The sequence below is a fragment of the Methylobacterium sp. E-066 genome, from assembly GCF_022829635.1.
Classification (GTDB): Bacteria; Pseudomonadota; Alphaproteobacteria; order Rhizobiales; family Beijerinckiaceae; genus Methylobacterium.
The window spans coordinates 1-13,923 of record NZ_JAKSYO010000114.1; the positions used below are offsets into that span (position 1 = coordinate 1).

A 13,923-nucleotide genomic window follows, 5' to 3' on the forward strand; every position below is an offset into this window, starting at 1 on the left:
AGCGGTTCGCATGCGACGGGCGTCGAGGCGCAGAGCAGCGGCGGCGGCGGCGGCGCGGGCGGCGGCGCGTCGGGGTCGTCCGCGGGGAGGCTGGCCGTCGGCCTGCAGCTGGGCGGCAAGAGCGGCATCAGCGGCAGCGGCGGGGACGTGGCCGTCACCACCACCGCAGCAGGCGTGATCACCACCTGCTGCGACGGTTCCCACGGCAGCCTCGCCCAGCGGAGCGGCGGCGGCGGCGGCACGGGCGGCAGCATCGCCGCGCGCGAGGACTCGGATCCCGACGCCGTGGGCGCGCTCTGGCAGCAGATCAAGCAGGCGATCGGTGTCGCCGATTACGAAAAATGGGCGAAGGACAAGAGCAACAAGGAAGACAAGAAGGCGCTCGACCAGTTCCTCAAGGACATCAAGACCAGCGATACGTACAAGAGCCTGGCCGACAAACTCAAGAATTCGGATTTCGGCAAGGCGCTCAAATCCTACAGCGGCAGCATCAACGGCTACCTGGACGCGCAGAAAAAGGGCGCCGCCAAGCTGCGCGATCTTTCGTTGACCCTGGCGCTCGGGGGTGATGGCGTGCAGGGCGGGAGCGGCGGCACGGTCTCCATCGAGAATGCCGGCACGATCGCGACGCGGGGCATCGGTTCCCACGGGATCGTCGCGCAGAGCATCGGCGGCTGCGGCGGCCAGGGCGGGCTCTCCTTCGCGGAGGCCACCAACAAGGCCAACGGCACGGTGACGCTCGGCGGCGCGGGGGGTAGCGGCAACACCGGCGGCACGGTCAAGATCCTCAACACCGGTCTCGTCGCCACGGCGGAGGATGCCGCCTACGGCCTCTACGCGCAGAGCATTGGCGGCGGCAATGGCGTCGCCGGCAGCGTCGCCAACAGCAGCGCGAACAAGGGCCTGACCCTCAACCTGACCGTCGGCGGGTCCGGCGGGACCGGGGCGCATGGGGGTTGGGTTCAGGTCGAGAACCGCGGCTCGGTGACCACCACCGGGACCGAGGCGCATGCCGTGGTCGCGCAAAGCATCGGCGGCGGCGGGGGCAGCTTCTCGGCGCCGTCCGCCGACACGGCCGACACACCGGACGGCGAGACTGGCACGGCCGCCGCGACGGGACAAACCAAGGGCGAGGCCAAGAGCGAGGCCAAGACCGATACCAAGAGCGACGCCCAGGCGCTGACGAACGCCCTGCTCTCGGCACTCGATATCGAGCGGATCGCCCCTCCGGAGGATCCGGCGGGCGTGTCGGAGAAATCCGGCAGCCTGACGCTCGGCGGCTCCGGGGGCTTAGCGAGCAGCGGCGGCGGCGTGACGGTCGTACAATCCGGTACGATCGCCACGAGCGGATTCGGGGCCGTCGGCATCCTGGCCCAGAGCATCGGCGGTGGTGGTGGCCTCGCCTCGGTCGCGGCCGGCCCGGGCGGCCACAGATACACGTTCGGGATCGGCGGCGCGGGCGGCGCCTCGGGGAATGGCGGTCCGGTCACGGTGAGCCTGACCGCGGGTGCGCAGGTCTCCACCACCGGCGACGCGGCGCCGGCCCTGCTGCTGCAATCGATCGGCGGAGGCGGCGGCTATGGCGGCGCGCATCAGGTAATGGGCTACGCGGTCCCTTATGCGCTTCGGGACGGGTCCAGCGGCGATGGCGGGGCCATCCGCGTGACGCTGGACGACGGCGCCTTAATCCGCACGACCGGCGCCCAGTCCCACGGCATCCTTGCGCAGAGCCTGGGCGGCGGTGGCGGCCTGGTCCTCGACCTGTCCGGCCCGGCCACTTCGGCTTCGGCGGCGTCGGGCCAGAGAAGGCCCGGGTCCAGCGGACAGGGCGGCGACATCGACATCAGGTCGTCCGGGTCGATCATCGCGTCGGGCCTGGATGCCTACGCGATCTTCGCGCAATCCGGGGTCCAGCGCACCGACGGCAGCCTCGAGCCCGACCCGGCCCGGGGCGGCAGGATCGCCGTCCGGGTGGACGGCCTCGTCACCGGCGGCAGCGGCACCGGGGCGGCGATCCGCGTCGATGGCGGTCGCTACACCACGATCGACATCGATCAGCGCGCCGTGGTCAGCGCGGCCTCGGGCCGGGCGATCGTCGGCGCGTTCAGCGCCGGCGAGATCAACAACCGCGGCACCGTGATCGGCGACGTTGACTTGGCCGGCGGCCCGACGGGCGGCGTCACCTTCATCAACGGTGGTTTCCACAACACGGGGGCAACGTCGGCGATCCTGCGCACCGGACCCGAAGGCGTCATCGCGCTGGGTCCGAACGGCCGCCTTCACAACAGCGCCATCCTCGACATCGGCGGCGTCGGTACGGTCGCCCGGGCGACGGTGACCGGCAATTTCGAGCAGAGCGCGTACGGACGCCTGCTGGTCGATATCGCGCCCCTGGCGCCGGAGGGGAGCTTACGCAACGATCTTCTGACCGTGACCGGCACCGCCTCCCTGAAGGGCGTGGTCGAGCCGCACCTGATCGACGGGCTGCTGCCCGGCCGATACACCTTCCTCAGGGCCGGCCAGGTTCAGGATGCCAGCGCCACCGCCACCGGCGGCAGCATCCATTCGGGCGCGGTGCCGATCTCCTGGGCGCTCGTGTCAACCGGCGACAGCATCGCCCTGACCCCGCAGGCCCATTTCACGGCGCCTCTGGGCGTGACGCTCACCACGGACCAGCGCAGCGTCGCGCAGGGCCTGCAGGACGCCTGGGACGGCAACACCACCAAACTGGGAACCCTCTACGGGCGCTTCCTCTCGGTCGACAGCCAGAAGGCCTTCGCGGCCGCCCTCGACGAGCTGAAGCCGGAATCGAACCAGGACAACCTGACCGACCGGACGCTCGACACCCGCAAGGGCCTCCAGCGGGCCATGAGCTGCCCGGCCTTCACCGGCACCGGCACGCTCCTGCGCGAGGGCGAGTGCGTCTGGGGCCGGATCACCAGCGCCCACACGACCCAGTCCGCGACGGCCGACGACGTCGGCTACCACCAGACCGCCCTCAGCTACCAGACCGGTCTCCAGACCGAGTTCGCTCCGGACTGGTTCTTCGGCCTCACCGGCGCCTATACCCGCGCCCTCCAGAGCGACCCCGACCGGATCACCGGGACGACCAGCGATGCCGGCGACGTCTCGGCGGCGCTCAAGCACCAGGTCGGGCCCTGGCTCCTCGCGGCCTCGGCCAATCTCGGTTACGCCTGGGCCGACAACAAGCGCCTGATCGACTTCGGCGGCATGACCGCGACGGCGCGCAGCAAGTCCGGCATCCTCACCGCGGGCGGCCGTCTGCGGGCGAGCTACCAGATCCTGTTCGGGGACTGGTACCTCAAGCCCTACGCGGATCTCGACCTGCTCTACAGCTACAGCCCGGCCTATTCCGAGACCGGCGCCCCCGGCTTCAACCTCGACATGCGCCCGGTCGCCAAGACGCTGGTGGCGTTCAGCCCGATGCTGGAGATCGGCGGCCGGATCGACTTCGACGACGGGCGCTGGATCCGGCCCTTCGGCACATTCGGCGTCACGCTCCTCTCGGACGACCACTTCACCGGCAAGGCGAGCTTCCAGGGCACCGGCGCGCTCGGGCTGTTCGCCACGGAATCGGCGATCCCCGACCGTCTCGGCGAAGCGGGGCTAGGCTTCCAGGTCAGCCTCGGCGGCGGCATCGAGGTGACCGGCGAGTATCAGGCCCAGGTCGGAGGCCACTTCCTGTCGCATGCCGGGACCGCCCGGATGCAGCTGCGCTTCTGAGGATCAGGCATGCTTGCGCGCATGGCTTACGATGTCGTGTCTCCCCAGCGCACGCCTGCTTCGCCACTTCGACGGCCCAAGAGCAGACGGGCAGAAAACGACCCAACACAGTCGTAGGGACCGCCATCAGCGCTTCCCGCAAGCGGCCATTCGTCGGCCGTCCGGCAACTTCGGCTCGGGGGGCAAGCGGACCCTGACCCTTCCCCTAAAAGCGGACGTGCCGCATCTGACCCATGCCAGGTGTACCAACGGCCTACATCCCGGTAGCTACCTTCTGACGCCGCGTCGGCTGGATCATCGCTTCCAGTTCGAGCAGTTTGTTGAGTTCCGCCTCGGTGAGCAGACCTTCTTCGAGGACGAGGTCGGCGACCGATCGGTTTTCCTTCAAAGCGCGTTGCGCCACCCGCGAGCTCGCCTCGTAGCCCAGCGTCGGCGCCAGCGCGGTGACAAGGCCGATCGAGCCCTGGACGAGGGCGCGGCAACGCTCGCGGTCGGCCTCAATGCCCTCTACGCAGCGCTTGGTCAGGGTGTCCACGGCCGCCGTCAACATGCGCAGCGACGAGAGCACACAGTATCCTATCGTCGGCTCGAAGGCGTTTAGCTGGAGCTGGCCACCCTCGGCGCACAGCGTCACGGTCAGGTCCTGCCCGATCACCATGTAGGCGACCTGGTTGACTGTCCGACGTCAGCACCTGTGGGACAGATTGAGGGTCTTCACGAACGGAGGATGGCTGGTTCATCGTAGCCCCTGAGGAGCGAAGGTGAAGCAGACATCCGGACCGGCCAAGAAGCCGGCAGAAGCGGTGATCAAGGACATCCGTCGGGCCACACGTCGGCAGTTCTCGTCCGAGGAGAAGATCCGCGTCGTACTGGAAGGCTTGCGTGGCGAGGACAGCATCGCCGCGTTGTGCCGACGTGAGGGTATCGCCGCCTCGATGTACTACGGCTGGTCCAAGGAGTTCCTGGAGGCTGGCAAGAAGCGCCTGTCCGGCGACACGTCTCGTGCAGCCACCACGGATGAGGTGCGGGATCTCCGTCGCGAAGCGGGGGCGCTGAAGGAGGTCGTGGCTGATCTCGTCCCGGAGAACCGTCTGCTTAAAAAAAAGCATGAGCGGGGCTGGGGGCGACGAGGCATGAGGTACCCGGCCCCCGAGAAGCTGAAGATTATCCGGCTGGTCGAGCAATCCCACCTGCCGGTGCGTGCCACCCTGGACAAGCTCGGCATCACGCGCTCGACGTTTTACCGCTGGTACGACGCCTACCAGCGCGGCGGCACCGAGGCGTTGAATGACCATCCTTCGCAGCCCAGCCGGGTCTGGAACCGCCTACCTGCGGAGATCCGCGAGCAGATCGTTGCCCTGGCTCTGGAGCAGCCTGAACTCAGCCCGCGTGAACTGGCGGTGCGCTTCACCGATGAGCGAGGCTACTTCGTCTCGGAAGCGACCGTTTATCGGCTGCTCAAATCTTAGGACCTGATCACCAGCCCGGCCTATATCGTCATCAAGGCCGCCGACGAGTTTCGCGACAAGACCACGGCTCCCAACCGGCTCTGGCAGACAGACTTCACCTACCTGAAGGTCGTTGGCTGGGGCTGGTACTACCTGTCGACGGTCCTGGACGACTTCTCGCGCTACATCGTCGCCTGGAAGCTGTGCACGACGATGCAGGCCAGCGACGTCACCGCCACGCTCGATCTGGCGCTGGGTGCGGCTGGGCTCGATCAGGCGCGGGTGATGCAGCGGCCACGCCTGCTCTCCGACAACGGACCGAGCTACGTCGCCAGCGACCTGGCTGACTGGCTCGGCATTCGGGGCATGACCCACATCCGCGGTGCGCCATGCCATCCTCAAACGCAGGGCAAGATCGAGCGTTGGCATCAGACGCTCAAGAACCGCATCCTGCTCGAACACGCCTACTTGCCCGGCGCGCTGGAGACGCAGGTTGCCGACTTCGTCGAACACTACAACCATGCCCGAGCCCATGAGAGCCTGAGCAACCTCACGCCCGCTGACGTCTACTTCGGACGCGGCGAAGGGATCCTGGCCGAGCGCGAACGCATCAAGCGCCAGACCCTGATGGATCGCCGCTTGCGTCATCACGCGCAGGCCGCCTAACCTCTTACCCCAGATGGACCAGAGCCTCCGCTCCTGAACACCGCTGAATGTCCCAAATCATCTGACGACGGACAGTTCACCGGCACGATCTGGAGTTCGGCCTTGTGCGCGCTCTGGCTCGCGTTGAAGGCCTCGACGACCTTCGGCATGAAGGTCGAGCCGTCCGAGCGCACCCAGAGGCTGAAGGTTTCCGCATCGGCCGCGCCTGGGAAAGCAAGAGCGCCGATTGCGAGGGCGCCGAGCCCGAAGAACCACGTCTTCATATCCACTCCTCCCCGTATCGTCGCCGCTTGTGCGGCGTCTTTTCTTGTCGTTGCCGAAGCCGCCCTCCGTTCGGGCGAATCGGAGACCGGATGCCCTATGGGCCGCCGCAGGAGCGGCGCGTCACCAGCCGGCAGGGCTGGCGCCTCACCCCGCGCTCCACCGGCTTGCCGTCGATCATATCGAGCAGCGTCAGCCCGGCCTCGCGGCCGAGACCCTTCAGCTCCATGTCGACCGTGGTGAGTGGAGGGCGCGCGGCCTGCGCGAACAATTCCCAATTGTCGAAGCCGACCACGGCGACATCCTCCGGGACCCGAAGGTTCAGAAGCGTCAGCGCGTCGATCAGGCCGCGGGCGATCTGGTCGTTGCCGCAGAACACCGCGTCCGGACGCTCGGCTCCGGCCGAGAACAGGCGCTGGCCGGTCTCGTAGCCGAACCGTTCCGACCATTCGCCGAACAGGGCGCCGCCGGGGGCCGGAAGCCCGGCCTCCTCGAGCGCCCGCCGCCAGCCGGCCACGCGCAGATGCACGGCCGCGAAACTCTCCGGACCCGTGATGTGAGCGATGCGCCGGCAGCCGAGCCGCGCGAGATGGGCAGTCGCGAGGTAGGCGCCGCCCTCGTCGTCGGGTACGAATCCGACGCCGCCCTCGGGGCATTCGGCATTCACGTGGACGACCGGCATGCTGAGTGCCGGCAGCGTGATCGGAAGCCCACGATCGACCCGCTTGCCGGCGATCACCAATCCATCGACGCGCTTGTCCTCCATGGCCTCGAGATTGAGCCAGGCCCGCTGCGGATCGTCCTCGATCGCGCACAGGAACACGGACACGCCGCGGTCGGCCATCGCCGCCGACAATCCAGCGGCCACCGGCAGGGTGAAGCGGCCATAGGTGTCGTTCGTCAGCAGGCCGAGGGTGAAGGAGCGCTGGTGGACGAGCGCCCGCGCCATGGCGTTCGGCCGGAAGCTGAGGTTCCGCGCTACCTCCTGCACGCGCTGACGCGTTTCCGGCGTCATCCGCCCGCGCTCGTTGAGCGCCTTCGACGCTGTCGCGACCGAGACCCCAGCTGCCGCAGCGACCTGATGGATGGTCACACGCGATACGGTGTCCGACATGCTTGCAACTCGGCCGTCAGTCTCAGCCAGCGTTTCCTCCTGCACGGTGCAGGCAGACTCATCCAACCTGGATCAGTCTCGATTGAGAAAAGGTTTTCCCAAATCTGAAAAAACGATTTCTCACGGTACGCCGAGGCTGTCAACGTAGCTGACGTTCGGCGCGAAACATCGCCTCGGCGCGACCAGATCCTGTCAGCCCGGAAGCGGTCGTGCCAGGTCCGCGCCGTCTCCCACGCGCCGAAGTCCTTGAGCAGGGAGCGTCAGCGGGGAGTGGGTCTTGTCCAGGTACAAGCAAGCAGACATCCTACAGGCACCCACCATCGCCTGCAGATCCGCCGTCAACGGATCGCGGGCGATACCCAAACAAAAGGGTTTCAAAAGGTCGACGACCTTTTGCGGGTGCAGGGTGGAGCCCTGCGAATCTCGGGAGCTCCGCCCCCGAAGCCTGCCAAAGGGCTCTAGCCCTTTGGAAACCCTGTTTCATTTGTTTCTGTATGTAATAATCGACATTTATTCAGTAAAATTCAAGGCAAAAACAAATCATAGATCTATTTGAATGGTCCTGCCCCCTGGTCAGCCGAGATCGCCCCCGGCGACCGGCAGGACGGTTCCCGTGATGTAGCCGGCCTCCTCGGAGGCCAGAAAGAGGATCGGTGCGATCTGTTCGTCCAGCGAGGCGTACCGCTTGAAGAAGGTCGATTCCGTGACCTGGCTGACGGCTTCGGCCATCCAGGCCTGTTCCCGGGCGTCGTCCCCTTCGGGGTTGCGGGGAACGCGCCGGGCCGGGGCCTCCGTACCGCCGGGTGCGGTCGCGACCACGCGGATGCCCGCCGCGCCGTATTCCATGGCGAGGCTTTGGGTGAGGGCATTGATGCCGCCCTTCGCGGCCGAGTACGGCACCCGGCGGATCCCCCGCGTCGCGTTCGAGGACACGTTGACGATCGTGCCGCCGCGCTGGGCAAGCATCATCGGAAGGACCGCGTGGCAGCTCCACAGGGTCGGCATCAGCGATCGGCGGATCTCCGCCTCGATCTGCACCGGCTCGAACTCGGCGAAGGGTCGCATCCGGATCGCGCCGCCGACATTGTTGATCAGGACATCGATGCGACCGAACAGACGCTGGGCCTCCCGCATGGCCGCGGCGGCGCCGGCGTGGGTCTCGAGGTCGCACACGAAGGCGTGCCCGGCCTCGCCGGCCTCGGCCGCGACCTCGGCGACGAAATCGGCGCGGTCGACCAGGAGAACCCGGGCGCCCTCGGCGGCGGCCCGCAGGGCGACGCCTCTGCCGATGCCCTGGGCGGCGCCGGTGACGACGAACGTCGTGTCGCGGAAGCGGTCGGGACAGATCATGCGGCCTCGCTGGGTGCGAATTTCTCGTATTGGAAGCGGCGCGGCGCGACGCCCTTCTCCGTCAGGAACCCGCGTACGGCCTCGACCATCGGCGGCGGCCCGCACAGGTAGATGTCGCAATCGCCGGCATTGAGGTGCTCGTCGGAGAGGTGCTGCGTGACGTAGCCCTTGCGCGGATGTCCGCTCTCGGGATCGGCGACGCACGACACCCACGTGAATCTCGGCAGACGCGCGGCCAGGGCCTCGATCCGATCGATCTCGACCAGATCCCCGTCCCGGGTCACGCCGTAGACGAGGTGAATCCTCTCAGCGACGCCCTGGTCCGCGAGGACTTCCAGCATCGACAGGATCGGCGCCAGACCGGTTCCGCCGGCCAGCAGGATCACCGGACGCTCGACCGCCCGGAGATAGAAGCTGCCATTCGGTCCGACGAAGGACATCCGGATGCCCGGCGCGCCCGTCTTCGACAGCCAGTCGCTCATCAGGCCGCCGGGGACGTTGCGGATCAGGAAGCTCACCTCGTCCGCACCGGGCTTGGAGCTGAAGGAATAGGCGCGGTGCCGGGTCGTTCCGGGAACCGTGAGGTTGACGTATTGCCCCGGGAGGAAGGTGATGGCACCCGGATCGTCCGGACGCAGCCGCAGCACGATGGTGCTGTCCGAGACGAGGTCGATGCTCACGATCTCGCCGCCCTGCTCGGTCGGCTTCACCTTGCACGTGGCCGAGTCCACCGGCACCGCGATGACGCAATCGGTGCTGACGCGCATCTGGCAGGTCAGCACCATCCGCTGGGCCGCCTCGTCGGCGGTCAAGGCATCGTCGATGTAATCGTCGCCGAGATCGTAGCTGCCTTCCTCGCAGCGGCATTTGCACGTGCCGCAGACACCGTCCGAACAATCCATCGGCAGATTGATCTTGTGACGATAGGCGGCGTCCAAGACCTTCTCGTCCGGCTTGCAATCGATGAATCGTGTCGCGCCGTCTTCGAACGTGAGCGCTATTCGATAGGCCATTCGCGTTCCTCCCGGAGGCGGCCAGTCAGACGTGGTACACGTCGATGACTTGGTGGATGTAATCGCCTTTCAGGACGACCTTTTTGCTTTTGATAACTGGCCGTTCGCCGTTCGGATCGATCCGATAGAACGAGGTTCCGAAGAAACTGTCGGTGTTCTTGTAGCGGAAACAGAGCGTGTGCCAGTTGAAGCGCACGTCGATCGCGCCATCCGCCTCGCCCAGAACCTCGATGTTCGTGATGTTGTGGCTGGTTCTCGGTTCGGGCATCGTCGCGCCCGAACGCTCGGTCTTGATACGGAAGACCCGATCCTCCAGGCCGCCGCGGTCGGAATAGTAGATCAGCGAGATGTGCTTCCGGGGATCCTCGACGAGCGTGTCGTCGTCGTCCCAGGCCGGCATCCAGTAGCTCGCGTCGGGGGCGTAGCAGTCCCGCCATTCGTCCCAGCGACGGTCGTCGAGCAATCGGGATTCCCGGTACAGGAACTCCGCGATCTGTTGGTAGCTCAGGCTCATGCCGCGGCCCTCCGTCCCGGGAGGGATGCGACGGCGGTATTGCCGTCACCACTGGGGCCTTCGAGCGCCTTGAGCAGCGTCTCGGCCCAGTACGCGTGCTGCCGCACGAAGAGCCCCTCGTCCTCGCTACGCGTCCCGCTCAATTTCGGTTCGAGGCCCATCGTGCGCGCGTTGTCGTCCGGACCGTCGATCCAGTGGGTGGCCCCGCGGCTGAGATCGTTCCAGAGCGCGCCTGCACCCTCGTAGGCGACTTGGCAGGCGCGGAATTCCTCGAGATCGTCCGGCGTTCCCATGCCGCTGACGTTGAAGAAATCCTCGTACTGGCGGATCCGGAGCGTCCGGTCGTCGGCCGCTTCGTTCTTGGGTGCGAAGCAGTAGATCGTGACCTCGGTCCGGTTGACGCTGATCGGCCGCACGACCCGGATCTGGGTCGAGAACTGATCCATCAGGTACAGATTGGGATAAAGTCCCAGATTCCGGGTCTGTCCCAAGATGAACGCCGCGCGGTCTTTGCCGACGCGCCGCTCGATCTCGGCGGCATGTTTGTAGATCGGCCGGACCTCGGGATTGAGCACGTTGGTCCACAGCAGGATATGGCCGTTCTCGAAGCCGTAGACGCCGCCGATGCTCTTCGACCACCCGTTGGCATCGACGGTCTTCGTGCCCTCGTCCCGCCGTCGGCCCATCGTGGCCGAGTAGTTCCAGTGCACGGCGCTGACGTGATAGCCGTCGGCGCCGTTCTCCATCTGGAGCTTCCAGTTGCCGTCGTAGATGTACGAGGAGTTGCCGCGCAGAACTTCGAGGCCGTCGGGGCTCTGGTCGACGATCTGATCGATGATCGTCCGCGTCGCGCCGAGATGATCCTCGAGGGACGGCACGTCCGGATTGAGACTGCCGAACAGGAACCCTCGGTAGCTCTCGAACCGGGCGACCTTCGCGAGGTCGTGCGAGCCCGCTTTGTTGAACGAATCCGGGTAGTCGCCGGTCTTGCCGTCCTTGACCTTCAGGAGCTTGCCGGTGTTGCCGAAGGTCCATCCGTGGAACTGGCACGTGAAGCTGCCCTTGTTGCCGTGCTTGCGCCGGCAGATCATCGCGCCGCGGTGGGCACAGGCGTTGATCAACGCGTGCAGCGTGCCCTCCTTGTCGCGGGTGATCATGATCGGCTGACGGCCGATGCTGGTCGTGAAGTAGTCGTTCGGCTCGGGGATCTGGCTCTCGTGGGCCAGATAGACCCAGTTGCCTTCGAAGATGTGTTTCATCTCCAGCTCGAAGATCTCCGGGTCCGTGAAGATGTCGCGGCGGCACCGGAAGAGGCCGCTCTCGGCATCGTCGACCACCGCCCGTCCGAGCTTGTCCTGGATTGTCGTCATGGCGAACCTCCTCAGATCATAAGTCAGCCGGCAAGCGCGCGCTGGCGCGTCGAGAGGCTTTCGTCGTCGGCCTTGGCCGCGGGCGGCAGCGTGAAGTCGAACGCGATGTCGGCGTAAGGACTGTTCAAGCCGGCCGCGTGGATCTTCGCCGGATCGTCCTGGTGCACGACGTGCGGAATGAGGTTTTCGTTCGTCGCGTAGGCGAAATCATCGAAGATGTAGGGATCCCCCTCGATGTTGATCTGCGTCGTCAGATGACGATAACCCGGAGCGGAGATAAAGAAGTGGATGTGCGCGGGCCGAATACCGTGACGGCCGACGGCGCGGAGCAGCAGGTCGGTGCTGCCGCCTGGCGGCACGCTGTATCCAGAGGGGACGATGCTGCGGAACTCGTAGCGACCGTCCTGGGTCGCCTTGACCCGCCGCCGCATGTTGAAGTCCGACTGCGACGGGTCGAAGAACGAGTAGTTGCCCTTGGTGTTGGCGTGCCAGACGTCCACGATCGCGCCGGGGATCGGATGGCCGGCCACGTCGCGCACGTAACCGTGCATGATGAGCGTTTCGGAGGGGTCGCTTCCGTCGTCGATCCGCGCCCCGCTCTCGACCAGGGGCGCGCCGGCGACGTAGAGGGGGCCCTCGATCGTCCGGGGCGTCCCTTCCGGGATTCCGGCGGCCCGGTCCTTGATGTCGGCCCGGATGTCGAGGAACCGCTCGAAGCCGAGGCCGGCGGCCCAGAGCCCGAATTCCGGGGCGCCGCCCGCGACGAAATTGAGGGCGTGCCAGAACTCGTTTTCGCTGACGTCGAACCGGTCGATCGTATCGAACAGATCGCCGACGATCTTGCGGACGATCTCTTTGGTGCGGCGGCTTCCCACCCCCGCATCATTGTCGATGCCGGCGATCTTATCGAGGAACGCTTCGATCTCGGCGGACTTCGTCAATGTCGTCATGTCGCCTCTCCTAGGGGATGGTTTTCCGACGCCGCGGTTTTACCGGCGGTCGTCGTCAGGATCGGATCAGGGGCCGACCGGGGTGCCGTCAGGCCGGCTCTTGAAGGATCTCGCGCCGGCGTCGCTGCCGGAGGGCGCCCGCTCGATCCCATCGACAGCGCTGAGGGTCGATGGCGAGCGAAGCGGTTTCAGGCGCGGTCAGACCCGGCGCGTCGAAGAGCTTCGCTGCGGGACCTCACGGCATCGCGCACCGGAGCCGCGATCTGTCGGCGGCTCGAGGCGCGCGTTCGTCGAGACATCGAACGATAAAGGTATCGATCTGATAGTGCGATCATGGCCTTCGGCGCGGCCTCCCTTTCGTTTTTAGTCTAGTGAGAGTATGCCTGCATCGCCTGTGCATCAAAGATCATTGCAGTCTTGAGCGCATACCGGGAGGGTATGGGGTTGGACCTGCGACAGCTTCGATACTTCGTCACGGTCGCATCCGAGCGGAACTTCAACCGGGCCGCCGAACGGCTCCGCATCGCCCAGCCGCCCCTCAGCCGGTCCATCCAGCAGCTGGAAGCGGAGCTGCGCGTCACGCTGATCGATCGGGTCAGCCGGCCCCTGACCCTCACCCCGATCGGACAGCTCTTCCACGATCAGGCGATCCAGATCCTGCGTCGGGTCGACGACATGCGCACGATGATGAACGCCGCCGTCGCGGCCGAACGGAGACGGTTCACGATCGGCTTCGTCGCATCGACGATCTACGCGCGCCTCCCCGCTCTCATCCGCGAGTTCCGTGCGGAGATGCCGAATGTCGAGCTGTCCCTGGTGGAGAGTGGGACGCTCGACCAGATCGCGGCCCTCAAGGAAGGGCGGATCGATGTCGGCTTCGGCCGCATCCGGTTCGAGGACCCGGCGGTGCGCCGGACCGTGCTTCGGCGCGAGATGCTCGCGGCCGCGGTGCCGATCGGCAGCCCTCTCGGTCGCGGCGGCGACCGGGTATCCCTGGCGACCCTCGCGCAGGAGAGACTGATCCTCTATCCGAGCTCGCCGCGGCCGAGCTATGCGGACCAGGTGTTATCGGTGTTCCACGATGCCGGCGTCGAACTCGGCCTGATCCACGAGGTGCGCGAGCTGCAGATCGCGATCGGGCTGGTCGCCGCGGAAGAGGGCATCGCCATCGTGCCGGAATCGGTCCGCCAGGCCCGCACGGAGGATGTCCGCTACGTCGAACTGGCCGAGCCGGTCTCGTCACCGATCATCATGAGCTACCGGATCGGCGACATCTCGCCGGAAATCGCAAGCCTCAAGGGCATCATCGCCCGCAAATACGCGGATTGGGGCTACGGCGTGCCGGAGGCCTTGCGGGCTGTCCAATCCGAGACGGGCGACGCCTGATCCGTCCGTTCGGCTCCATGGGCCAATCCACATGGGTGCGATGATTGACCCTGACCCAGCCAACGGGTCCGCGCTGAGCGCAAGTTTTCGGGCCTCCTGAACCCTGC

Annotated in this window: 9 protein-coding genes and 3 pseudogenes; 3 read left to right on the forward strand and 9 right to left on the reverse strand. The window is 66.6% G+C overall.

The window, feature by feature from the left end:
- Positions 1-3,744, forward strand: a 3,744-nt coding sequence (locus MKL20_RS16230) for an autotransporter domain-containing protein (protein WP_244037534.1), incomplete at its 5' end; no start/stop codon positions are given.
- 253 nt (positions 3,745-3,997) lie between these two features.
- Here MKL20_RS16230 and MKL20_RS16235 read toward each other — a convergent pair.
- Positions 3,998-4,420 (reverse strand): annotated as a pseudogene (locus MKL20_RS16235) (aspartate ammonia-lyase); the annotation flags it as partial.
- An 85-nt stretch (positions 4,421-4,505) separates the two neighbouring features.
- Between MKL20_RS16235 and MKL20_RS16240 the strand changes: the two are divergent.
- Positions 4,506-5,858 (forward strand): annotated as a pseudogene (locus MKL20_RS16240) (IS3 family transposase).
- Here MKL20_RS16240 and MKL20_RS16245 read toward each other — a convergent pair.
- From MKL20_RS16245 to catA, 8 genes and pseudogenes are all read right to left on the reverse strand, one after another.
- The gene (locus tag MKL20_RS16245) at positions 5,855-6,121 is read right to left on the reverse strand and encodes a hypothetical protein (protein ID WP_244037535.1); all 267 of its coding nucleotides are present in this window, start codon (positions 6,119-6,121) and stop codon (positions 5,855-5,857) included. The pseudogene MKL20_RS16240 and the gene MKL20_RS16245 sit on opposite strands and share 4 nt — an antisense overlap.
- A 95-nt stretch (positions 6,122-6,216) precedes the next feature.
- Complete coding sequence (locus MKL20_RS16250; protein ID WP_244037536.1) at positions 6,217-7,233, reverse strand: LacI family DNA-binding transcriptional regulator; 1,017 nt, start codon at positions 7,231-7,233, stop codon at positions 6,217-6,219.
- 179 nt (positions 7,234-7,412) lie between these two features.
- A pseudogene (locus MKL20_RS33260) lies at positions 7,413-7,674 on the reverse strand (hypothetical protein); the annotation flags it as partial.
- 132 nt (positions 7,675-7,806) lie between these two features.
- The gene (gene benD / locus MKL20_RS16260; protein WP_244037537.1) at positions 7,807-8,583 is read right to left on the reverse strand and encodes a benzoate diol dehydrogenase BenD; all 777 of its coding nucleotides are present in this window, start codon (positions 8,581-8,583) and stop codon (positions 7,807-7,809) included.
- Positions 8,580-9,596, reverse strand: coding sequence for a benzoate 1,2-dioxygenase electron transfer component BenC (benC, locus tag MKL20_RS16265; RefSeq protein WP_244037538.1), 1,017 nt, complete (start codon positions 9,594-9,596; stop codon positions 8,580-8,582). The genes benD and benC overlap by 4 nt, the downstream gene beginning before the upstream one ends.
- 25 nt (positions 9,597-9,621) lie before the next feature.
- Complete coding sequence (gene benB / locus MKL20_RS16270; protein ID WP_244037539.1) at positions 9,622-10,110, reverse strand: benzoate 1,2-dioxygenase small subunit; 489 nt, start codon at positions 10,108-10,110, stop codon at positions 9,622-9,624.
- Positions 10,107-11,480: a Rieske 2Fe-2S domain-containing protein gene (locus tag MKL20_RS16275; protein ID WP_244037540.1), complete on the reverse strand. Its 1,374-nt coding sequence runs from the start codon at positions 11,478-11,480 to the stop codon at positions 10,107-10,109. The genes benB and MKL20_RS16275 overlap by 4 nt, the downstream gene beginning before the upstream one ends.
- A 23-nt stretch (positions 11,481-11,503) precedes the next feature.
- Positions 11,504-12,430 carry a catechol 1,2-dioxygenase gene (gene catA / locus MKL20_RS16280; RefSeq protein WP_244037541.1) on the reverse strand — a complete coding sequence of 309 codons (927 nt, stop codon included), beginning with the start codon at positions 12,428-12,430 and terminating at the stop codon, positions 11,504-11,506.
- 444 nt (positions 12,431-12,874) lie between these two features.
- Between catA and MKL20_RS16285 the strand changes: the two genes are divergently transcribed.
- Complete coding sequence (locus MKL20_RS16285; protein ID WP_243961169.1) at positions 12,875-13,816, forward strand: LysR family transcriptional regulator; 942 nt, start codon at positions 12,875-12,877, stop codon at positions 13,814-13,816.
- Positions 13,817-13,923: the final 107 nt, after the last annotated feature.